Genomic DNA, 23,626 nt, shown 5'->3' on the forward strand with positions numbered 1-23,626 from the left:
GTAGCAGCTACAGTTTTGTCAACTTCTTAATGACAATGAAGGGGGTCATTTTAATTGATCTAACTCTAAAAATTCAAGCAAATGTGGTGTGAACAGTCCTTTATCATCAAAATCATCCTTATTAACCTCATTCCAAATGCCAATACTATTCTTATCATTACTTGTGTAACCAATTACAGCCTCTAATTTAGGCATATTAAAATGAATATTATTTTTCCCACCAGCAGCCTGAATTAAATTATAGTTATTAGTAATCATAGATCTTTTAGTCTTAAGGTCGTATGGCTTACCTGTTGTTAAACTGTTTATTGTAATTAGCTCCAGTTCTTCTTTATAAAAGATACTTTCTTGAAGTTCCTTGACACTCGAAAAATTGATTTTTTCTAATAACCCCTCTGGTAAATCAAAATCATTTATCAAGAAATAATCAACCCCTAAATGCTTACACAACTCTGCTAAAATTATCGCTGTTGCTTTACCATGATGTGGTATGATAGCGATGTTTTTATAATTCAAATATGTTTCGGCATATTTTTCATCACCAGTTAGATTAAGGACTCTTTTTTTAATCAGTTGCCTATATACCATCAAATCATTCGGCCCTTCAACTAAAAGTACCTTTTTACTGAAAATTATCTTATTTAAATTTGGTTCGATACTTTTTATGTAATTGTTATAATCGGCAATTTCCTCTAATGTAAAAACTTCTTTAATATCTTCATCAAAATCACCGTTATAATCATTAAAAGCTACCACTGATTGTTTTAAATCCTCGTCAAACTCTAAACGTACCAAACCTCTTGTATCAAAAATATCAATCATTTTATGGGAATGAGTAGTGTAAATGACTTGATGTCCTTTTTCTGTTAGTTCACATAAAACTTTTTTATAAAAATATTCTTGATGGTTTTCGTGTAAAAAGCTCTCTGGTTCTTCAAATATAAATACACATCTATCATCGGTATTTGTTTCGGCAATTGTTTGAATGATCGACATAACAAACATTGAGATATAACCGTCCCCAAAATGTTCTATCGGAATTAAATTTTCTCTATCCCCATTAATTCCTACTTTAAATATCATTTCTAGGAAAAGGTCATCGTACTCTGGTAATCCGAATTCTATTAAACATGAATTATCCCTTAAATTCTTTTCATAATTCGTCTTTATATTATCTATGAAATCGTTTAAAAATGATTCACTAATCATTTCATCAGATAAGGATCTCATTTTTCCGTTAAATAATGTTCTTTTATTTATAATGTCTGGATCGGAAGTTATTGAACTTTTAATAAACTTTGCTAAAAAAGACGTTAAATTTCCCCAGCTACTTTTCTTTATAGAAAGTTCCTTTTTTATTTCATGAAAATTAACATAAAATATTTTATAATATTTTGCTGCACCCGATATTTTTTTATTATCACTATTCATTTTTGCGTTTAATATTTCCGTTTCGTCAACTTCTAATTCTAAAAATAATTCCCCATCCAATTTAACTTCATTGCCACTTGAAGTTTTTTCAGCACTACCCTCAAGCGTCGAATTTATAGAAATTTTTTTCAACAAATCACGGTTATGAAAATCATCAATACAAAATGTTTCTTTTCCAACATATTTAGCAGTTAGGCCAATTAAAATGGCATTTAATAAATTTGTTTTACCTGCATTATTATAACCAACTATTGCTACAGGTCTTTTGTAGTTCTCATTCGGAAAAGTAATTGTTTGTGCTTTGTTTCCAAATGATCGATAATTTGCTATATAAATCTCATTAATTCTAATTTTACTCATGCAAGCCACTTCCTCTTCGTGAATTACACACATAATTAATACACAAAAGCACCTCAGTATAATCTTATTAAGTATGTTTAAAAGATCACTAAGGTGCTATAGTTTGTTAAATCACTTGTACTGACGGTAATATTTATTCTTCAACCCATCAACCGTCATATTTTCATTTAAGTTCGTATGAGGAATAAGCAAGTATCCCCACTCTTTTCCGTCATGCTCTAATTCATGCTTAGATGCGTGTTCACACCATGCTGTAACAGCTTTTGCCTTCTCTAGAACAATCTCGTCCTGCATATCCGATTCAGCTTTAATTTCACAAATAAATTTCACTTCATCTGTTTCTACTACGAAGTCTGGGTGATACGTTTCACCACGCCCGTAGTAAATTTTCAATTGCCCTGACATTGGTTTAAACCATTTCAGCACCTTAGGATCGTTTTCACAGATTACAGCAAATTTACGTTCACTATCTGAGTCGAATTTTTGAACTCGGTACAGGCTCTTTGAAAAGCCGCTGAATACCATACTTCTAATTTTACTTTTATCTTCAACAGGGTTTCTGAAGTTACGTTCACCATCTTCAACAACCATTGTGTAATGCACATTACCTAGTTGTTCATATCCCTTACTAATCTTCACATCATACTCGTTTTCTGAAGTTTGATAGTAATATTCCTGCATTTGTTCGTGAATATGGCTTGCTAATTGTTTTGAATTATAAGCAAGAACATTTTCAACAGCCTCATCATCTGCCAAATACGATTGGAGATGTTTGATTAATTGACCAACTAAATTGTAAAGTAATTCTGCATGATCATCGTAGGAGATGTCCGAATAATTCATTAGTTGCTCAATAATATAGTCTGCTAAGTTCTCTTGTTTATAAATCATTCCACTCGTATTTAACGTGGAACGTTCACTCGTTCTTAAGTTTTGAATGACTATTTTACCTTCAGTGGACTGAAGATGTATATTTTTTACGTCTAATTCGAATTCTTTATATCCCCATGTTACATCGCCTACTGGTTGAATAATAACCCTTGGAATGTCAATACTATGCTGAACATGGTTATTAACAGAGGTTGCAACTACGTGTGCTACAAATTTTTCTGTTTCTTCTGGGAATAAATCTAATTCTTGTGTATTGAGATCTTCCTTCACTTCTTTTACAATTGCTGCCTGTACTTCAGGCTTTTGAAGGTCTTTAGAACTCGGAAGGTATTCAAATTTTTTCATTGCCTTCTGAGTCGCTTGAACGATGTCGTTAACGCGATTAGTCGTGAACGTTTCTTTCGCTTCAGGTTTATTCTCGATTATTTTATCAACTTCAGCTTGTACTTCCTGTTGAATCGTTTCTTCTATTTTTGTCGTAATTGTAACTGCTTCTTTTTTCTCTACGGCAACATCTTTACCAATAATAACACCTTTTCGAATAACCGAATTCGGATTGTTTGCCTCATCAATTATATCTTGGAATCGATCATGTGCTACAATTGTCAACCTATCTACCGCTTCATTTCCTGTTCTTTTTCCATAAGGTAAACGTAATCCACGTCCAATTGATTGTTCTACAAGCGTCTTCGAGTTAGCTGCACGTAATGGAATAATTGTATATAAATTTGTTACATCCCAGCCCTCTTTTAGCATATTTACATGAATAACAATTTCAGTTGTAGAGTTTGGATCTTCAAGTGCCATTAATTCTGCAATTGTTTCATCCTTCTCCTCTCCACGCTGATTAGAGTGTACTGTTATAACCTTCCCTTCATATTGACCATCATAAAATTCGTCTGATTCAATATATTTTAGTAGCTCTTCTGCATGATTTGTGTCTTGAGCAACTACAAGAATAAAAGGTTTTACTAATGGCTGGCCCGTTTTACGACTATATAAATCAAGCTCAGTTTTTGTTTCTTCGTGGATACGAACACCATCTGCTAATTTTAATCTTTCTAGCATATGTTCTTGCCCTTTAAAATCATCTGCATTGAAGTTTTCTCTTGTAGCAACTGTTGGCTCTTTTACATAACCATCTTCCATCGCTTTATGTAATGGATAGCTATAGATTACATTTTCAAAAGGAATTGTCTTTGTGCCTGATTCGACTTGTGGTGTAGCAGTTAACTCCAATCCGATTACTGGCTTTAATTCATTTAAAACATTTACACCAGCTGTCGCTCTATAACGATGCGATTCATCCATTAATAGAACTAAATCAGGTAATGAAGATAAATATTCAAAATAACTTTCGCCAATATATTCACTTAATCGTTTAATACGAGGAGCTTTCCCACCACGCACTTCTGAATTAATTTTAGAAATGTTGAAAATATTTATGTGAATCTCGTCTTCTTTAAATAAGCTACTTTTCACATACATTTTTCCTGAATCGTAGTTATCACCTGTAATGATACGTGGCTCATTCGCTGCGATTTCTGCGACACCTTTAAATACATACTTAGGTGTACCAGGCGTAAAGTCTTGAATCAGCTTGTTGTAAATAGTTAAGTTTGGCGCAAGTACAAAGAAGTTCTTCATTCCTTTTTGTATGTACAAATATGAAATAAACGCACCCATTAAGCGGGTTTTCCCCACCCCTGTGGCTAATGCAAAACACAGGGACGGGAAGTCACGCTCAAAGTCTGAAACTGTTGGATAACTTGCTTGAATTTTTTCAAGTTCAAGCTTTAATGACGCCTCATCATGCTTTTTCAAATCAAGCATTTCGATAATATCGGCTAATATTTCTAATGAATCTTTCTGCGGCGTTCTTAAACTCAGCCGTGCAGAAATATTTTTTACTTGTTTATTCATTGGAATCCTCCTCAACAAATAACGACAGTTGCTCTTTATTTTCGGTATTCATAAAACCATCAACCTTTAAACTATAATCATCTCTACCGTATTCACAGTTTTTCAGAATCGTTGTCGGAATTTTAACAAACGTTATATTTGGATAATCATTAGGATTAGCAGTATAAGCCTTACAGCAAATTAATAACGTTTCATCTTCCTTCATTTGCTCTTGAATATTATCAGCTACCTCACGGGTAATAAATTGCGTTGTTGTGTAAATATAGTCATTTTCAGTAGAATAGCCTTGCTTCCAATAAATTTGCTCATCAGGCGCATACGTAAAGCCTTTATGCTTACACATCGCTTCTGCCAACATTGCTGGATTATAATTTTCACTAATAATCCAATTACCAAACTTATCTTTTTCTAATAGGCTTGGTGCTAAGCGATAATATTTAAAGCCTCCACCACCTTGCCAATTTACTGACTTACTAATACCACCTTGATCTGTACCATCCACAACTTGTTGTATGCGTGGGATAATATGAGTATGACAATGTTCCCCTAATTCTATCATTATCCACTTACGTCCCATCTTATGAGCAACAGCCCCTGTTGTACCTGAACCTGCAAATGAATCAAGTATAATGTCATTTTTATTAGTAGCCAAGGTAATGATCTTTTGCAAAAGTCTTTCAGGTTTTGGAGTAGTAAAGACATCTTTGGGATTCAGTGCCTTTACTTCTTTTTTAGCTTCTTGGTTATCTCCCACTTCTGAACGAAGCCAAATTGTTTTCGAAACAACCCCACCCTGCACCTCTGTTAAAAACCTTTTCACTGAAGGAACGTTACCACCAGTTTTACCAAACCAAATTCTATTATCTTCTAATAGTTCCTGAAATTTTTCTTCAGAAACAACCCAACTTCTACTTTCAGGTGGTACAACAATTCTTCCAGATGGTGTCGTTATAGGATAAATATCTTTAGGATTTGCAGTTTTAACTGATAAATCACTTGGTTTCCAAGATCCTCTTGGGTCGTTGTCTGGGTTTTTGTATCGCTTATCCATTTCTTCAGTTCTTGGCAATAAATTTGGTCTCCATATATTCTTATCTTTTGCATAGACAAGAATATGATCATGGCTATCAGATAACCATTTAGCATCATTTTGCGGTGAGTATTTCTTTTCCCAAATAACATTGCTAACAAAGTTCTTACGTCCAAACACCTCATCACATAATACCTTTAAATAATGTGATTCATCATCATCTATAGATATCCATATAGAACCGTCTTCAGTTAATAAATTATGAATAATTTCTAACCTCGGCTTCATTAAACTCAACCAAATTGAATGTTCAATACCATCGTCATAATGAGGAAAAGCATTCCCAGTATTATAAGGAGGATCAATATAAATACATTTAATCTTCCCAGCAAATTCATCTTCTAATGCTTTTAATGCCAATAAGTTATCCCCAAAAATCAATCGATTATCGAAAATATCATTATCTGTCACTTTTGCTTCAGCACGATAAGATAGTTCAGGGTCTGCAATTAAAATACGTGGCTCTAACTTCGGGGGATTATCCTTACCAATCCAAGTTAGCTCCAATTTCGTTTTATTACTCATTCCGTTCACCTCGTAGTAGTTAGATAACACTCCATTTTATTATAAACAACTTCTGCTCGCTAATCTTCTGTTCTAATCGACTTTCCATATCAATAAACAATCGCTGTTTTTGTCGGTCGATTTCATCTTGTTCATCATATAGATTTCGACGCATTTTGTTACGTTTACGCTCTTTTTCTTGAATGAGATTATTCATTTCGAGTTCTTCACGAACCATTCTCGATTCAAGTTCCTGTAGCAATAGTATTCGCTTTGTATAAGGTACATATTCTATTACTTATCTTCGCAGTGTTCTATGACACACAGGAGCAATACGCTCTTTTAAATCTTCTAAGTTAGATTTTGAAATTTCTCTTGAACCGCTACCAAATTGTTTTCTAAAAATTATTTCATCGCCAAATAAATAAGGGTCTATAAAACTCATCAAGCGATACAGTTCCATCAATGAATTTTGAAGCGGTGTTGCAGTTAATAGTAGCTTCGGAAAGCCAGCCGTTGCTTCTCTTATAACTCGACATACTTTATTTGATTTTTTGTATACATTTCGTAATCGATGTGCCTCATCAATCACGATTAAATCCCAAGGAATCCGTTGAATTTCCTGTGCCTTGTTTCGGGCATATGTATGTGAAATAATCACTACTTGATCTTTTTGGAAAAAGGGATTTAACGAGCCTTCTTTAACGAATTGATTGTAGTTTTTGCTTTCGTAATGGAGGTGACACAATAATAAGAATTTGTCGTTTATGCTCCGCCCATAACTGGCTTAAAGCTAACCCTGCCTCAATTGTTTTTCCTAAGCCTACCTCATCTGCTAATAAAGCTCCCCTTTCTAATGGTGCTCTAAATGCAAATAAAGCTGCTTCAACTTGATAGGGATTTAGATCCACTGTTGCCCTAATTAAAGATTGGCTTAAACGCACTACTAAATCAGATGCATTTTGCTTCGTTAACTCATGTGCATAATATTGGCTTTGGTAAGCTGTAGTAATTGTCAATTGTATCCCCTCCGTACTTGCTTATATACAGTTTAAATCACTAGGTAATAAATAGGAATATATTAACTAAATTTATTATATTTAATAAGTAAAAAACCTCACTTTTTTACCTCTAATTACCAACAAAACACAAAAAACACGCAACATCAAATGACATTACGTGTTCACTACCATACTATTTACTAGCCTTTCTCAACTGCATTCGTTTGTTTTCAATTTTCTCCCGCTCCTTTAATAACCATTCCATTGATTCATTATAAAATACATCCGAGCAATCTTTAGAGCAAAAGCGTTTAGGCATTAGACTTTCCTCACTCCAAACCATTGAAACAGCATAGTATGATTCATCCTTATCACTATGGACTCTTTTATTACAGTGATAGCAATTAAATCCCCACCCGCGCTTTAAATCTTTTGGGAAGTATCTTTGATAATAACCTTTTTTCAACTGCTCCATTTGATATCCCGTTTCCCATATACAATTCATTAAATGCATATCCTCGTTATAGCCTGTAAGTTTCATTAACAGATTTTGATTGTCTGTCATAAAAGCCCGCTCCCTAACCCACGCTATTTGGTATACCTACTTTTTTTCCACTTTGTCCTCTATTGAAGTCTTATCCCCTCAACACCTTTTCTCTCGTAGCTAATACACGCTCACGCTTTTGAAGCAACATTTGCATTTCTTCATTAAAATAAATATACGAGCAATCCTTTGAACAGAAGCGACGATTTGTTGCATTAGGTTCTTTCCATATAATTGATACGATATAATACGCTTCATCCCTATCGCTTCTTACTTTGTCGCCGCAATGGAAGCATTTAAACCCCCATGCTCTTTTTTTATCTTTACGAAAGTATCTTTTATAATAGCCGTTTTCTAATAATTTAATGTTCAATCCGACCTCTATTAATTCCATCATTAAATAATCATCTTCTGTTACTTCTAATTGCCTAGCTAAAACCATGATAATCCCTCCCTCCTAATAGCGTGTGCATTGATATTCTCTAAGCCAAATCGCTTTGAATACTTGCTTAGTTGCTTTGAGATGGCACTGTTAGATGATTTACTTGAGTTCATCGGTAAACCGTTTTGTGTGATGAATACATTACTATTATCTGTTCCGTAGTATTCACGAATACCTGTGTTTAGTTTGATTAACATTTGGAGCATGTCTGCTAGTTCTTGCGTGATAGGCAACTTGAGGAACTTATGATTTTTCAATGTAGAGCCATCAAGATTCAAGCATGGGTTTGTAAAGTCGATGTGACGCTCCCTAAGCTCTCCTAACGTGCGAATACGAATACCTGTCTTGTACATCACCATGACCGCACAAGCGTCTCTAAAGCCAATGAATGTTGTCTTATCTATCAATTGAAGCAAGCGGTCTATATCTGTTTCCTTTGCTCCTTTCTTAACTTCCTTATCAATCTTAATATGGATATTGCTCCAGAAGCGGTCTTTAATCCAACCATTGTTATGAAACTTGCTTAGTATGGATTTGGCAATCAAAAAATGACGTTTTTGGTATTTAATTTTGTATGTATTGCCAACAGCCCCGTTTTTCGTTAATTTCTTACTGTCGATGCACGGTAACGATGACTTTCACCTGTAAAAATCACGAGATGTGAATGATGAATAAGTCGATCAATTACTGCCTCTGTCAAAATCTGATTGCCAAATACATGATTCCACTGGCCAAACTGTAAATTGGTCGTGATGATAATACTCTTTTGCTCGTAACACATGGAAATTACTTGAAAAAGAAGCTCTGCTCCTTCTTTACCGAGTGGGAGATAGCCCATCTCATCTAAAATTAGTAAATCTAACTTCTCAATCTGATTCATCAGCTTCGTCAATTGTCCCTTCTGATTGGCATCAATCAATTGATTGACTAAGCCAGCTACCGTATAAAAGCGTACTTTATAGCCAAAACTAGTTATGGCATTTAAGGCAATCAAACGGCTCAAATAGGTTTTTCCTACTCCGACCCCACCATATAAAATCAGATTCTCCCTTTCGGCAATGAACTGACCGCTTAGTATTTCTTCTGATGTAATTGTCTTTGGCAATTGCACATGCTGCCAAACGTAAGGCTCATTGCCACACTTCGGTAGATTCGCCTGTTTTAATAAGAGGTTAATTCTTGATGTTTCACGTTGCTCGATTTCCTCTTCAAAAATATGTTCTAAAAACGTCACCTGTTCAGGGGTGAAATTCATGTGATTCGCACGTAAATGACTTAATTTTAGTCGTTTGGCGTATTCCTGTAATCGTTCACTCATGAGGAACTCACCTCCTCAAAAAGCGTGTCATACCGGGAAATACTACGCTCAATATTCGGAAGTGCTGGTAACTCTGCTGCTGGTGTAATCGGCTGATGCATTGCGCCATCGAAGATAAGCGAATTAAAAGCTTGATGAATGTGCTCCGCTTTTGGATGTCCGGTTTTACTGGCAATCTTTAATGCCTGCGTCAGCTGTTCAAACGTCGCTGATTTCATTAAATCTGCTAAAAGGGCGAAGCCTTCTTTTTGTTCTTCCTCCGTACAAGCCTTTAAATAGACTTGCCAATCTACGGGTAGATGATCGTATACACCTGAATATTTAATGGCACGGGGCCGTTGTGATAAAAGCTTCAAATAAGGCTGCCAAACCATAGATTTGGCATTACTGCCATATAAGCGAGGGTGTGTAACAATCACCTGCTGGTGTTCATCTAAAATTTGCACCTCATTATAAGTGATTTGTACCATTACCTTCTTTTGGGCGAAACGTGGCGAGGTAGAGTATACCTTTGTCTCTAAGTGGATTAATCCACTTTTATCTGCTTTCGCTTCCATCAATCGAGCGCAAAGGAATGATTTCTCGGGTAACACAAGATGGGCCGTACATGTTTCTTTATGTAAAGTGTTTAAGGCAATTTCCTTTTCATAGTGAAGTCGATTACGATTGTCTTCGGCTAATGCCCATAAGGTTTCATTAAAATCCTCTAAATCTACAATCGTCTGTGCCGGCAATAAAAAGTTATTCCTCACATATTTTACCATATTCTCAACGTGACCCTTTTCGTTTCCTTGGGCTGGATTACAGAATTCATATTCAAAGCCATAGTGCAACACAAACCGTTCAAACATATCCGTTAATTCGCGTTCACCTTTTGCGAAAACCTTTTTCACAGCGGGCTTCAAATTATCAAAGCGAATCGTTTTCGGTACGCTACCCATATGCTGAAATATACGTTGTAAGCCTTCTAGTAAGCACTCAGTATTTTCCGAAGGAAATACTTGAAAATAAAAGGTATTTGCGTGTGGAAATGACATCACCAAGAAGGGTAATTCAATGATTTCATTTAAGTATTTGAATGGTGCCTTCCCAAAATCAACTTGTGCTGTTCCAGGTATCGTTTCCAAAGGTAATGTTGCGCCTTCAGCTTCTGCTGTAAGCTCTCTTTTCCTTTTTGAAACATATTCGCGAACGGTACGCGCCTTTCCTTCAAAGTTATGCTCCTGTACTAGCTGATTAAACATACGCTGCGCTGTTCGTTGATACTTCTTTTTCATTTTTAAATCTTCGCGAATCCATTCATCTAAGATTGGCTTCACTCGATCCATAACCGGTGCTTTTCTCGTTTGCTTCTGTTTTTGAGGAAATTCCTCTTGGTTGGCATATTTCTTTACCGTACGTGGATCGTGCTGCACCTGTCGTGCCACTTCCGCATAAGTTTTGCCTTTTTGGTTTACTTCATGTCTGATATAATGGATTTCTACCACTTCTAACATCTCCAATCCCTCCTGTTAAACGTTGTTGGTCCAACGAGGAGTTTACTTTTATTGGGGATTGTTGGCAAGTGGTTTTTTCATACATAAATTAACCGCCATAACTTACATTCTTATAATGCCATAACCATTAGTACGGCTTTTGTGGACTTGAGACGAATTAACTTCGTGCGTTGACTTACATCAAGTGAACCTAAGTAGTTGTAAATACTATCAATGTTAATTTGCTCTACATACTCAATGCCGTTCATTTGTACAAACTGCTTAAAGATGTACTCATAACTTTCGATTGTGCGTGGTCTGTTCCCTGCTACCTTCATTTGATTAAACACCGTTTCAAGTGCTTCTGCTATTGGTTTACCTGTTGGCTTCTGTTGTTGTGATTCCTCTGCTTGAATCATCTCTACCGCTTCTCTAGAGACAGAAAAGATGCCATGCTTACGTTTTCTATTAGACATAGAAAAACCTCCTAAATTGAGTTTAGAAGGTCTTTGAGCGTGTTCAAATATAGTACATTTCCTTAGGGATAAGAAAAGGGATATTCAACAAGAGTTCAACTCCCGTTCAATATCCCTAGCTCTTAAAACGTTGATATACCACCGTTTATAGGCTGGTAAATTATGGAGACGGCGGGTATTTAAACTGATTGCTTATAAACCTAGTCACATCAACGTTTTCAAGCACTTCTGATTATTATTAGCCAGATTATAGCCAGACGTGCCAACACCGTATAATAAACCACCATACAGGGAAACTAGCTTCTTCATGGCAAAATATACACATTTAACAAAAATCGCTAAACCTATAAACATCATGCATTACTACACTAGTCCGAATGAAATGTTAGTTAGATAACATACATGTACTTAACTGCGTATTCTAAAGCAAGTGTAGTAGCACCCGCTAGACTCCTCCTACAGCTGATCTTTCTCCACAATATGGTTTATGGTGTCAACATAATCTCCTAAGAGTTAATCAGCCTTCTATTTCATTTTATTATTTATTATTATTTCCTCTTCTGTAATTGTAATGTTTAGGGACACAATTTTCCTTTCAGCTAAAAAATTCATTAGTTCTAAATTATTTTCCTCATTAGAGAAATGGATACGATTTCCTTTCCTTAATCCGATGGAATTATATGGAGGTTTAAGTTTAGAAAATAATTCAAAAATCTGAGTCCTAGATAAGTTTGCTTTCTCAATATAGAATTTAGCCATTTTTGAAATATCTTCTTGTTCTACAAAACTGCTCACTATTTTCTCACTATTATGAAACTCTAAAATTCTTTCATATCTTTGTTTTTTAAGTAACCAATTTCTAAAATCTATACTCGATTCAAATTTATTATAGTTAAATAAATTAATAATTAGATTATCATCAAAATTTTCCTTCGTAAATAAATCGAAATCTTCCTGCGAGAAAATACGATCATAAAGTTGGGATTCTTGATTTAATGCATATCGTGTTGCATACTCTTTCGAGAAATTAAACAATTCATCATATATTTCTTTATCCCAATATTTAGCTTCTTCTATTTGAATTTTTATATCATCACTTGATAAACCACTCTTTAATAAGGCAATAAAATAAGCTGTATTTGCTTTTTCCGAGTTCCATTTAAAATTTAATAATGTTGAAAGAGGTATATTCCCATTTATTTCTCTTAAAATATATTCTTCTGATACTTCAGAACTAACTCGATCAAAATAATTAACCATGTCATCATCCATAAATTCAAATTCCTTAATCAATAAATTAACTAACTTTTCTGTCCATGGTAATATCCCTTCTGAATTCAAATCTACAAGGTCTCCTTGCAATTCCTGTATTTCACCTTTATTGTACAATTCAATTGCATTATATAAATATAATAATGAGATTTGTTTTTCTGATAAAGAATAAATAAACTTATAAACTTCTATAGACCAATAAACAGCATCAATACTTATTAATGCTTCTAACTTATCAATAATAACAGTTGAGGTATTAATAATCACTGTAGGTTCAATCATAATGTAGGAAGAATTTCCCGCTAAATTTTGAAGGATAGTCCTATCAATATTTTCACTAATAATCAATTCATTCATTAACTTTTGATAATTATCACCTTCTAGTTTGTTAATATTTTCCTTATCATTTAATAATTCTGTAATATTTAAAGGATTATTAAGGATTTTATTTAAGTTTATAAAGCTATCGTTATAATCTTCATGGTTTAATATAAAATCTAAATTATTTACGTTAGATTTAAATTTGTTTTTACTTATAATTTCCTTTACTGAATTCAACCTTGAAATATCATTTAATTTTCCGGAGTATTTTTCAACCAATATAAATTTAGCTCCATCTGATAACTCTTCATTATTTAAAAAATTGATAAGTACTGTCTCGTCCTCTATATAACTATCTAAATTATTGATAACATTGTAAATAAAACTTTCTATATTCTCTTCAATATAATTACCAAAAAGCTCATTGTCGATTGCATTTTTTATATTTATATCTTGAAGTAAATGTTGCATGTTTATTTTATTTATTTCAAATAAACTATTTTTAATTAAATATGATAAGTTTCCTAAATCTAATGTAGATATATTTTTAAATTTCACATTTAAATTACCAGAAAATTTTTGAATGTTTTCTTCTGAACAATTCTCATATAAACTTGGTAAATGCTGCTCTTCAGTATATTCCTTTAAACTTTCCCACCCCCCCAATTCAAATTCATTAGGTTTAACATAATTCCAACTACTGATTATAAAATACAGGTATTTTTGCTTTTGAACACTATCTAATTCATCTATTGTATGAATCCAAAAATGTATATCAATTTTCATTGATAAATGAAATAAATCACCTATTATTTTATATTCTTGATTTTTATATGAGTTTTCTATAAAACCATAATAATTTTTAATCCCCTCATCATTATTATTGAACATATGGGATATTATTTTTTTCAGCTTGTACCAATATTTTTCTGAATTCTTTATCATATAATTAAATAGGTTGTAATTGAATATTGCATTAGATGATACTTCTTCTAATTTAATTCTATCTATTATTTTCGGAATATTAGTTAAAGTAAAATCTACTTCTAAAATTGTCCCGTTTCTAACTGCTTTTAAAAACTTCATATCATTATTTGTTAAACTTCCAGCATAAAAATAAGATAAGTAATCTTCGTATGATTCGTCTATCCATCCATGACGTATTAGAAAATAAATTAATTCACTACCACTCTTTAAGTTTTCTAACAACTCACATTCTATTTCTCCGCTTTTTATTAATTTAGATAATGATTCTCTTTTAATTCTTTGTATTTTTTTATGCAATTCCTCTTTATCATTTTTTAAATTTTCAGTTTCTGATTTATAATATATCCACTCATATCTCTCCAAATAGTTACCATCAGATACACTAGAAAAAAAAGCTTTTCCTTGCTGTATTATAGGTTGATAATTTGATCGATAAAGATGAACGGTAAAATCATTTTCTAATCCTATACAACTTTCAAATAGACCTGTAAATCGAATATCAGAATTATAACTATTATTTGCCTCTATAGATTGAATAAATTCTCCTGATGAATTATGAATACTTATTTTATTTATATACCTTAATTCTTCTTTTTTCTTAAAATTGAATAATAGTGCTATATCCATTGGATTATACATATCTGATTGAATACCCATATTTATTTTATGTTGGATTTCTTGAATATCATTTTCAATTTGATTTATTATTTTATCCCTTATATTTAATATTTCGAACAACTTACCCTCATTATTCAATAGTTTAGAATAATCGCCAGGATGAATATTCTTATATACTATAAAAGCAAATAATCTATTAAAAGTAATACTATTATTATTTAATGCTTCCTTATAAATTTTATATTCATTGCAGATATTAATTAATATCCTCATATCATTTATAAATAGTGCTATATCTTCAATGAAATCTTTAGTAAGTCCATTTGGTTTTTCTTCACAAATAAATTCATTAGATAATATATTTAATAATAAACTTTCAGCATTAGAACTATGTGCAACTTTAATAGTTGGAATTATAAAATCAAAAAATTTAGTTCTATTATAAATATCATGGTTACTATCGTTATTAGTAAATAAATCATCCTTTAAAGCATAAATAAAAATAATATTTTGATTTTCTAATTGTTTTGTACCGTTTAAGATTATATTTAATCCTTTTAATCGTTCATAAATCCCTATATTTTCAAATCTATCTAAATCTTCAAATACAACATACTGAAATTTAGATTGTTGAAAGAAGTAAATTATTTCATCTAAATATCTATTAAACACAGTATTATTATCTTTTGTAACAACTTCAATTGAAGTATTTCCAAAACCAAATTTGCTGAGCCCCAATTTTTGGAATATCAATACACATATATATATTAATAATGTAAACAATATAAAAAGACTGAAGCTCAATAATGAAACTAAAATCGTTTTATTTATATCTTCAGAGATAAATAACTCCCATCCTTTATTAAATCCATCTTTAAATAAAATAAGATAGCCTATAATACACATAAAAAAAATAAATGAAATGAGAGAAAAAGCTTTATATTTATTAATCTCATTGATTCGAGTGAACTGTGAAAAAGGGATTTTATCAGGTTCAATCTTGTAAAATAATTGCTGCAATATTTGTTGTTCTAAAACGTTTTCAATGGGTATATTGTTTACTTCATCTGTAGCATTTTTTATTGACTCTTTATCAAATGTAGCTATTGAGATTTTAACAGTATTCTTCTCCATATTTTCATGTTTAATAAAAGTATCAATTATACTACTTTTACCCGCACCATAAGCCCCAGTAATTGCTATGTTCTTTATTTCTGGATTATTTATCGCCCATTTAATAGCATCTATATATGGTTGTTTTTTTTCATCTAATTCAGGATCTGGTATAAGACTTCTAAATTCCAAAGCGTCCATTAAAATTCACCACTTTAATTATTATATTAATTTTCACTACAGTTATAATAAATAATACTAAAAACTTCTTGTAGTATAATTTTTCCCTAAAGAAATCCTTATTAATGGTTGGCTGGTAATAAACCTTTCCCAATAAAGGACTATGGCATAAATTAGTTTACACGAGCAACATTTGAACAAGGGTTTTCTCTGATTTCTTTCTTAATATAGCCAATAGATGTTTTTGTAACATTTCGATATTACCACCTTTTTTATACTACATTGGGTATTCACCCTAATTTTTATCTTCTATATTTTTGAATAATGTAGGTACATCATCAGACGCATCTATTTTATTCAAAACAGTAACTATATAATTATTAGTTCGAGAAATATCTGTAAGATTTTAAGTTCACTTTCTGATAATACTGTACCTACAGCATTAAAAAAGGTAATATAATATCTGCATTTTTAATGTAATCAAGTGTTATGTTGGAATTTTCTTTTTGAACATCATCTAAAACAGATGTATCAAAAAACAGCATTTTCTTTATATGTTATTTTTCCACTAATCAAGTTTCTTCAGGTTTAGCTCCTACCATAGCTAATTCTTCATTCATAAGTTTATTAATAGTGGAAGATTTTCCGCTATTGATATATCCTACTAAAGCCAATAAAATTTTTTGAGATAACAGAAAATTTATTTAATGCTGAATCCTTTTCAAAAGCTTCTTCAAATACTTTATTAAATACTCCTAATTAATTTTTTTCGTCATAACCTCACATCGGTTATATGACAATTTAATCATAACATATTTTACATATATAACTAAAATACCTAGTTGTATAATTATAAATTTAAAGAACCATAAAATTTATATACATATTTTAAAAGAAATTTCTGTACGGTTTTTCCGTACTACAGAACCACATTCTTTTTTATGAAATTTTGATACTTCAAATCTACAATTCAGTTGTTATGCACGATTTCTTTATAAAGCAAAAAAACAATTCCGTAACTTTGCACACTTTATTAAATCTCTAAACCTAAATACAAGCCCATATATTATGCGATTTATACTCCGCTATAATTAAATCTTTCCTATACTGAATTTTCTGCAAAAACCACATAAATAAGGAGTTCAAAACGGAATATTCCCATAACTCCCTGCTTACAGTAAACAAATAAATAAAAATGGTGTCTTTATGACAATTCGAAAGGACTTGTGAATATGAACGAAGTAGCTGAAAAATTAGAATTGGAATCACTTTTGCTTGAGCACGAGGTTTTTTATAACGGTGAGGTGTTAAGTGTAGACATGAAAAAAATCATTCTTTCAACGGCACTCGATCTGTTGAACATTTCAAAGGACCAAGCTATTAGCAAATAAAAATACCATTGCTTAGTACATACTAGGCAATGGTATCTTGCTTTTCACTGAAGAAATTTCTCCTAATTACAAGGCAGCCTGCTTCACTAAGCTTTCTAAATAATCTAGCTTGTACTTTGGTGGAATCGCAATCGGATTTATTCCATGCTCATTGAACAGCTTCAGATATTTTCGATAGGTGCTTTCTGAATAATGCTTAGTAGGTGTATCTAAATTTCCTTTAGAAACATATTTTGTGAATTTTTTCATTTCTGATTTTTCTCTAATTGATAAATCCATTGCAGCAATCATTGCTTCTAACCGAGGATAAGAATAAAAATCACCAGTAGGGCAAATGTTCAAAATGTACTTGCTCATATAGTTGACGTATTTTTCTTTTTTAAAATAATCCTTTAAAAACCGCGGCTCTCCTTTTTTATATTTTTTATACTTCAAATGGTCTTTTTTAACACACACCTCAAACCTCATCATCCCTCTCTCCCACACTTCAACATGTTCATTTTTATCTCTCCGCTCTTGTTCCTTATCATAGAAGATAGTATGAATGCTTTTACATTGATGATATTGTGAAGTAAAATAAATCTTTTTTTCCAAGTGAGCCTTTTTCATTTTTAACTTCCTGAATAATTCAAAATAAATGTTCCTAATATTTTCATCGGAAACCTCAATATCAAATCGATAATCAACTCTACTAAGATTATGTTGCTCGAATAGCTGCTCATCCCCATAAACGATGCTCAATGCTCCTTTAATATAACGCTCAACTTGCTCATAATCGCTTTCCTCTACATTCCCTTTATTTAAAATCAAAGGAACATCTATTACCATCTTACAAGATGCATTAAAGTTATTTGAGTATTCCACACTACTAATCCCTTTGATCATATGCCTGTGTAAAATTTGGTTTATCGGTTCCTTGCCATAGTGATCCTTTCTAAAATTTATATGTTCATAATCTAGTTGTATTGAAAATTCTGCTGTATGAATCATATTTTCTCTCCTCTTTTGAAGCAGATGATTTTCTATTTAACGCAGTTATATCAACGGATTACCGTTTCTTTCTTACGCCAAATTCCCCGCTTATTTACGTCTCTTAACTGCTCATATTTCAAGTGACTTTTCATTCTACAAATTTCCGAGAGAAACTATTCAAAAAACATTTTTCACACTATGCTTGTCAACTAAAAAATGCTATAAATGATAATGTGAATATGCATAAAAATACGAGTTTTTAAGCTTTACATGAGGGACGATACGACGAAATAATTAGCCAGATAAGCTTTATAATAGTATTTACCAATTTAAATTAATGACTAGTCACATGAATAATATTGCAAAACAATGAGTATGCATCATTGCCAATTAAGATTTAAACAGAATGCCAAATTCATTTACACCTAAACTATCTTCAATGTTACTTAGCTAACAATTTAAAAGAGGGAGTGAAGGAAATAATCAAAAAAATCCTACACCATTTACGATGTAGGATAGGAATTTAATATTGGTTGAGACTATGATTTTATGACCGTTATTCTCATTTACTGTCTTGTTACATCCAATAATCGTCTACAACCTAATCATTGAATGACTTAATTATACGTTCTTCTGCGTCAGGAGGTTTTCAATTTCATCGATTGCTATTTGCACTTTATCGATTAATTGCCAATAATCAACTAACCCCTAATGCCTTATAAACCGCATCTATGGGATCTAAATAGAAGATTGGTTGAACTTTTACAATTAAATCTGCCGGCACAGTAAAGAAGTCTCCTGCTGATGGAGCGGGTAGCAGAATTTTCTTTGCACCTGCATCCACACAAACTTGAAGGATATTAGCTAACTCCTCTACTTTCGAAATCGTCCCGCCTACTGTCATATTTCCAACAATGACGAGACCATCTTGTACAGGTTTCTCTAACGCTCCTGAACAAAGACCAATTAATTCTGCAATTGCAACCTGAGCAGTTAATCCAATGCCCTGTAAGTCTGTAAGATGCATTAAATAATCCTTCGTCTTGGTACTAATCGAGCTGCTGACACTCTTACTGTTAGCAGTAAAATAACGAAATGCGGTATCTAGGCTTTCTTTTACCTCTCGATTAGAGCCTATACCCGCCTTATCAAACTTGCCTGTGCCACTGACAACTTGGTTTTCTAATTTATAGACGCCTATCATGCCTGTCAGTGCTTGACCTACAACATAGACATGCCCTGATCGTAACATCCCTTCTGGAATAAGCTTTCCACCGCCCTGCTCAGGAACGGCAACATGCTCTTCTTGCATCGTTTCTTTATCTAAATAAGAAAACATGACATCATAGAATTCCATACCGCCAATTTTCTTCAGCTGTTCTTTTACTCTTCGACGTCCCTCTAAAGCATACTTCAGGACTTCTTCTATATCCTCACGTGTATATTCACCATGTGGATATAGTAACTTCACTAAGCCTGACACCGTTTTACGTACGGCAATTGTGTCTCGTTGATTTAAGTTATTACCTAATTTAAAATAACGGTCGATTGAATCTGCAAAGGACCGCTTTCGCATTTCACGGAAAAATTCAGCAACATAATCCACGATAAAGCCATAGCGATCCGTAAAGAACTCTGGACGCATTTTAGGAATTTCCCAGCCTGGCATATAATAATGCATTCGGTCGAAGAAAGCGGTGTCGTTCGCCATTTCAGGTGGGAATGGGGCAAATAAATGAGATGTTTTCAAAAGTACATCGACACTTTGATTAATATTGCCGACGAATACCATCGATGCGGATGCATTTTTTTCTTCTTTGCCACGTGCAAATGACCCTGAAGCCATATAATCCTTCATTATTTGAATGCCATCTTTATCTTTAAAGCGGATGCCTGCCACTTCATCAAATGCGACACAATCCCACATACCAACCAAACCTACTTTGCGTGTAGACATATTATAAAAAAGGTTGGCAACGGTTGACTGACCGCCAGATACTAATATTGAGTTCGGTGATATTTCTTTATATACATGTGATTTACCTGTACCACGTGGTCCTAATTCACACATATTATAGTTGTTTTCCACCAAAGGCACTAAGCGTAATAATAAATGCCATTTCACGCGGTCTTCAAGCTGTGTTGGCTCCATGCCTGTTGAACGAATTAACACATCAATCCACTCATCTTTTGTGAACTGTTTACGCCCCTCAAAAACCTCTGTAATGTCCATATTCGGCATTTGAATTGGCTTTAAATTGCTCACACTAAACGGATTTGTGTTACGGACTTCCTCATCAAAGAAGTAATCAATTTTCACCATACACCAAATACCGCCAACTAAAAGCTTGTCAAACTCTTTCACATAGCTCGGTGGTACAGGAACACCCTTTAGCCCTAAGTTTGAAAACTCTGCTTCATACGTATCAATTTTAGGGTTTAACGCAACTGTTACTTTATCGATAATAGAATATTGACCGAGCTCTCGAATTCTTGATTTAATTTTTTCTGCTTCATCTGGACGCACAAAATTTTCGGCCAAGATTTTCTTCACTCGCTCTACGCCCTCACGAATACTTGCCTCATCGTCCGTAGCAGCATACATGCCTAATAGATACTCCAATACATAAACAGGTACGTTTGCCCCTTCTTTAATCAGCTTTGTTAAATCTTTACGCACCACTCGCCCGGCAAAATGCTCATTTAATTTTTTATCTAAATTTAGTGTCGAAACCTCGTCCATGCTCACACCTCTTTACTAAAAGTCAAAATCACTGACAATGCCTAAGTTAATTGAAAACGGTATTTTATCGATTACAACATCCGTTTCCATATCTTTTATATTTAAATAATAGTTTTTTGCACGATCATACGTAATGCTTTTTAATACAAATTGCAGTTTAAATGTACGCTCTTCAGGTTTATCAAATGTTCGATCCCCAATTATTGTTTCTTCATTGGATAATACGCTTCCTTCATCATCCGTCATATAAATTAAAACGGTACGTGGAATTTGCTTATCTTCTACCTTTTCAGTTTGGAAAAACTCTAAGTTAAAAATGCTGTTTGTAATTTTCCGTGTCGTATTTGTTAGCTTAATATCCACTTTCTGAATCGCTTGTACACCTTTTTGACCAGCACGTTTATTTTTAAATGTTAGCAAAGGAACAACCACTTCCTGTAAGCTCGCTCCACCGTGTACAAAGTTTACACCTGCACCTTGTAGGCGATTGCGAATTGTACCATTTGGTAAATAAACCGTTAATGCTTCTTCATTTTGAATAATTGCAGATAAATCCACGGCAATTTGCCCCTCTAGTTCACGCTGCTCCTTCGATAAAATATGGCGGCGTTTCACTTCGATTACATCCATCTTCTCCTTTGCCAATTTATCACTATCTGGGAGCTCTTCACGTTGATATAAGAAACCGTGATCGGCTGTAATATAAACATTCGAACCACTTAAATCATCACGTATCACCTTTATTAAAGCAGATAATTGATCTAACGCTTTTTCAACGGCATTGAACGTATAGATTTCAGTAGATGCTTTATCACCCATCGCATCAATCGTGTCATGATAGAAGTAAATGAGCTTCTTCCCTTTAAAGGTTTCTCTGCGTCCTGCCTTATTCATATCTAACACATCCTGAAAATGCACGGCAATACTATCTTCCACATAAGATTCAAGTATTTTTTTACGATTTTCTAAACCAGATGAATCCGTATCATCAATCATTACTCGACCATTTGCATCAAAATCAAGCTTACGATGAGGTAACAGAGCCGCCATCCCTAATTTTGTTACAGAAGGCACTACACCTAATAACGTGCCTACCTCACAATCACCTATTGTTTCGGCATTTAATCGTTCTGTTAGTTCTACGCCAACCTCATAACGCATTGCATCTGAAATAATAACGAACACTCGCTCACCTTTACGGATATGCGGTGCAATAACTGACGAATAAAAGCTTTGTTGACTTCTAACGCCTGGCAATGACCAATCTTCTGCCATCTCAGCTTTCACAGCCTGTGACCAGTTCGTACTTAGTTCTGCCACAAACCAATTCGTATATAGATTTTCTACTAATGATTTCAATTTTTTAAGCAATTCATTATTGCTGTCCTCATCAAAAGCAACATAAAATTTACGGTAATACATATCCATAGCGTAATACTCTTTTACATACGCCTCATGTATAGCAATTGGTTCACCCTGCATAAGCCCCTGTTTATGCTCCTTGTAAAACTCATGCATCTTTACGGTATAATACAACGCCTCATAAACAAATGTGAATTGCTCATAATAATGCTTCGCTCTACGCAGCTTAATTAGCTTTGTATAATTTTCAAAGTCCTCTAAATTCTCTAACAAGCTATTCGCAATATTAATAATGATTGCCTTATCAAAATAAGGGAAAATATCCGCCTGTCTGAATTCCTCAACAGGAATCGATTGAATGATACTTGCTAATTTCACTTCTTGCTCAATTAATGCTGCGTACTCATCAAATAGAGCGTAATCCGTTTTATGGTGTCGCCAATGGTCGATGAATACTAATGAATTCGTACGATTACGAACCGCTATAAAGTCCTTTAATCCACCTAAATATTCCTCTTTCATTGCATGACTAAGTGCTGTAACCGTCAAATGAATAAATAATGTTTTCAAGGTCTTTAATTCACGCTCATAGCCATAAAGCTGCTCTACATGCTTCCAAAAAGCCGCTAAATCAAAGAACTTCTCCATCTGTGCGATGTATTTATTTTCAGTATCTTCTAGAGTATCCATTAGCACCGTTTTTAAGACCGATTCAAAATCTGGTGTCTTAATGCCACAAAGAACGCTCATAATCGCAAGCTCAATCGATTCTTCTGTATAGTTCGTCAAACCAAAAGCCTGAAACCTCTTAAAGCGTTCTTTATTGTTGAAGAACTTTTCATATTTCTTAATAATCATTCGCAACGATGGATCAATATGTAGGTCACTAATAATTAATGAAATACGATCCGCAAAAAACGTTTTCGAATAGAGTACAATATCGTACAACCAATTTTCTTCCGAATTCAATTCCAAATTCGTGTAAATCAAATAATGCGATTGCGTGTCCTCTTCTTCTAATAAATGCTTCATATAAAATTGATTGTTATTCGTTAATTTCTGTATGTGTACACCATCTATTGTCATTTGATCAATTTCATCAATAAATTCTTGATCCTTATCTACCCAGAATATAATTTTACGCTGCTCGCCACTATTTAACGGCTCATTAAACGCATCCTGTAATGCAGATTCTATTTGTTCGATATTCAA

The 23,626-nt window shown here is 33.3% G+C and carries 18 protein-coding genes; 1 reads left to right on the plus strand and 17 read right to left on the minus strand.

Going from position 1 to position 23,626, the window contains the following annotated elements:
- Positions 1 to 45: 45 nt before the first annotated feature.
- From MKX47_RS15730 to MKX47_RS21450, 14 genes are all read right to left on the minus strand, one after another.
- Positions 46 to 1,791 (minus strand): ATP-dependent nuclease, encoded by a 1,746-nt coding sequence (locus tag MKX47_RS15730; protein WP_340776010.1) that lies wholly within the window; start codon positions 1,789 to 1,791, stop codon positions 46 to 48.
- 111 nt (positions 1,792 to 1,902) lie between these two features.
- Complete coding sequence (locus MKX47_RS15735; protein WP_340776012.1) at positions 1,903 to 4,605, minus strand: DEAD/DEAH box helicase family protein; 2,703 nt, start codon at positions 4,603 to 4,605, stop codon at positions 1,903 to 1,905.
- On the minus strand, positions 4,598 to 6,220 hold the full coding sequence (locus MKX47_RS15740; RefSeq protein WP_340776018.1) for a site-specific DNA-methyltransferase: 1,623 nt from the start codon (positions 6,218 to 6,220) through the stop codon (positions 4,598 to 4,600). Before MKX47_RS15740 ends, MKX47_RS15735 begins: the two co-directional genes overlap by 8 nt.
- 19 nt (positions 6,221 to 6,239) lie before the next feature.
- Positions 6,240 to 6,437, minus strand: coding sequence for a hypothetical protein (locus MKX47_RS15745; protein ID WP_340776021.1), 198 nt, complete (start codon positions 6,435 to 6,437; stop codon positions 6,240 to 6,242).
- 60 nt (positions 6,438 to 6,497) lie between these two features.
- Positions 6,498 to 6,860 carry an SNF2-related protein gene (locus tag MKX47_RS15750; RefSeq protein WP_340776023.1) on the minus strand — a complete coding sequence of 121 codons (363 nt, stop codon included), beginning with the start codon at positions 6,858 to 6,860 and terminating at the stop codon, positions 6,498 to 6,500.
- Positions 6,861 to 6,900: 40 nt separating this feature from the next.
- Entirely contained in the window at positions 6,901 to 7,218 is a 318-nt protein-coding gene (locus MKX47_RS15755; RefSeq protein WP_340776025.1) for a hypothetical protein, read from the minus strand.
- A 175-nt stretch (positions 7,219 to 7,393) separates the two neighbouring features.
- The gene (locus MKX47_RS15760) at positions 7,394 to 7,765 is read right to left on the minus strand and encodes a hypothetical protein (protein WP_340776028.1); all 372 of its coding nucleotides are present in this window, start codon (positions 7,763 to 7,765) and stop codon (positions 7,394 to 7,396) included.
- Between the two features lie 70 nt (positions 7,766 to 7,835).
- Positions 7,836 to 8,186 (minus strand): hypothetical protein, encoded by a 351-nt coding sequence (locus tag MKX47_RS15765; RefSeq protein ID WP_340776030.1) that lies wholly within the window; start codon positions 8,184 to 8,186, stop codon positions 7,836 to 7,838.
- On the minus strand, positions 8,177 to 8,731 hold the full coding sequence (locus MKX47_RS15770; RefSeq protein WP_340776032.1) for a site-specific integrase: 555 nt from the start codon (positions 8,729 to 8,731) through the stop codon (positions 8,177 to 8,179). The genes MKX47_RS15765 and MKX47_RS15770 overlap by 10 nt, the downstream gene beginning before the upstream one ends.
- A 56-nt stretch (positions 8,732 to 8,787) precedes the next feature.
- Positions 8,788 to 9,504, minus strand: coding sequence for an IS21-like element helper ATPase IstB (gene istB / locus MKX47_RS15775; RefSeq protein ID WP_340776034.1), 717 nt, complete (start codon positions 9,502 to 9,504; stop codon positions 8,788 to 8,790).
- A complete protein-coding gene (istA, locus tag MKX47_RS15780; protein WP_340776037.1) occupies positions 9,501 to 11,000 on the minus strand; it encodes an IS21 family transposase in 1,500 nt (499 codons plus the stop codon). The genes istB and istA overlap by 4 nt, the downstream gene beginning before the upstream one ends.
- 110 nt (positions 11,001 to 11,110) lie before the next feature.
- Positions 11,111 to 11,455 carry a hypothetical protein gene (locus tag MKX47_RS15785; protein ID WP_340776039.1) on the minus strand — a complete coding sequence of 115 codons (345 nt, stop codon included), beginning with the start codon at positions 11,453 to 11,455 and terminating at the stop codon, positions 11,111 to 11,113.
- A gap of 525 nt (positions 11,456 to 11,980) precedes the next feature.
- Positions 11,981 to 15,967 carry a YobI family P-loop NTPase gene (locus MKX47_RS15790; protein ID WP_340776042.1) on the minus strand — a complete coding sequence of 1,329 codons (3,987 nt, stop codon included), beginning with the start codon at positions 15,965 to 15,967 and terminating at the stop codon, positions 11,981 to 11,983.
- Positions 15,968 to 16,518: 551 nt separating this feature from the next.
- Entirely contained in the window at positions 16,519 to 16,620 is a 102-nt protein-coding gene (locus MKX47_RS21450) for a GTPase (RefSeq protein ID WP_445683593.1), read from the minus strand.
- Positions 16,621 to 17,178: 558 nt separating this feature from the next.
- Here MKX47_RS21450 and MKX47_RS15795 point away from each other — a divergent pair.
- Entirely contained in the window at positions 17,179 to 17,337 is a 159-nt protein-coding gene (locus MKX47_RS15795; protein WP_340776043.1) for a hypothetical protein, read from the plus strand.
- A gap of 66 nt (positions 17,338 to 17,403) precedes the next feature.
- On the opposite strand, the gene MKX47_RS15800 is transcribed toward MKX47_RS15795, so the two are convergent.
- From MKX47_RS15800 to pglZ, 3 genes are all read right to left on the minus strand, one after another.
- Positions 17,404 to 18,327, minus strand: coding sequence for a hypothetical protein (locus MKX47_RS15800; protein ID WP_340776045.1), 924 nt, complete (start codon positions 18,325 to 18,327; stop codon positions 17,404 to 17,406).
- 679 nt (positions 18,328 to 19,006) lie between these two features.
- Positions 19,007 to 21,052, minus strand: a complete 2,046-nt coding sequence (brxL, locus tag MKX47_RS15805; protein WP_340776048.1) for a protease Lon-related BREX system protein BrxL — start codon at positions 21,050 to 21,052, stop codon at positions 19,007 to 19,009.
- Positions 21,053 to 21,067: 15 nt separating this feature from the next.
- A complete protein-coding gene (gene pglZ, locus MKX47_RS15810) occupies positions 21,068 to 23,626 on the minus strand; it encodes a BREX-1 system phosphatase PglZ type A (protein WP_340776051.1) in 2,559 nt (852 codons plus the stop codon).

This window comes from Solibacillus sp. FSL R7-0668 (genome assembly GCF_038006205.1).
GTDB lineage: Bacteria > Bacillota > Bacilli > Bacillales_A > Planococcaceae > Solibacillus.

Bases quoted from the DNA above. Each gene is read 5' to 3' on its own strand.
- MKX47_RS15730 (WP_340776010.1), bottom strand. From the start codon at position 1,791: ATGAGTAAAATTAGAATTAATGAGATTTATATAGCAAATTATCGATCA.
- MKX47_RS15735 (WP_340776012.1), bottom strand. From the start codon at position 4,605: ATGAATAAACAAGTAAAAAATATTTCTGCACGGCTGAGTTTAAGAACG.
- MKX47_RS15740 (WP_340776018.1), bottom strand. From the start codon at position 6,220: ATGAGTAATAAAACGAAATTGGAGCTAACTTGGATTGGTAAGGATAAT.
- MKX47_RS15745 (WP_340776021.1), bottom strand. From the start codon at position 6,437: ATGGTTCGTGAAGAACTCGAAATGAATAATCTCATTCAAGAAAAAGAG.
- MKX47_RS15760 (WP_340776028.1), bottom strand. From the start codon at position 7,765: ATGACAGACAATCAAAATCTGTTAATGAAACTTACAGGCTATAACGAG.
- MKX47_RS15765 (WP_340776030.1), bottom strand. From the start codon at position 8,186: ATGGTTTTAGCTAGGCAATTAGAAGTAACAGAAGATGATTATTTAATG.
- istB (WP_340776034.1), bottom strand. From the start codon at position 9,504: ATGAGTGAACGATTACAGGAATACGCCAAACGACTAAAATTAAGTCAT.
- istA (WP_340776037.1), bottom strand. From the start codon at position 11,000: ATGTTAGAAGTGGTAGAAATCCATTATATCAGACATGAAGTAAACCAA.
- MKX47_RS15785 (WP_340776039.1), bottom strand. From the start codon at position 11,455: ATGTCTAATAGAAAACGTAAGCATGGCATCTTTTCTGTCTCTAGAGAA.
- MKX47_RS15790 (WP_340776042.1), bottom strand. From the start codon at position 15,967: ATGGACGCTTTGGAATTTAGAAGTCTTATACCAGATCCTGAATTAGAT.
- MKX47_RS15795 (WP_340776043.1), top strand. From the start codon at position 17,179: ATGAACGAAGTAGCTGAAAAATTAGAATTGGAATCACTTTTGCTTGAG.
- MKX47_RS15800 (WP_340776045.1), bottom strand. From the start codon at position 18,327: ATGATTCATACAGCAGAATTTTCAATACAACTAGATTATGAACATATA.
- brxL (WP_340776048.1), bottom strand. From the start codon at position 21,052: ATGGACGAGGTTTCGACACTAAATTTAGATAAAAAATTAAATGAGCAT.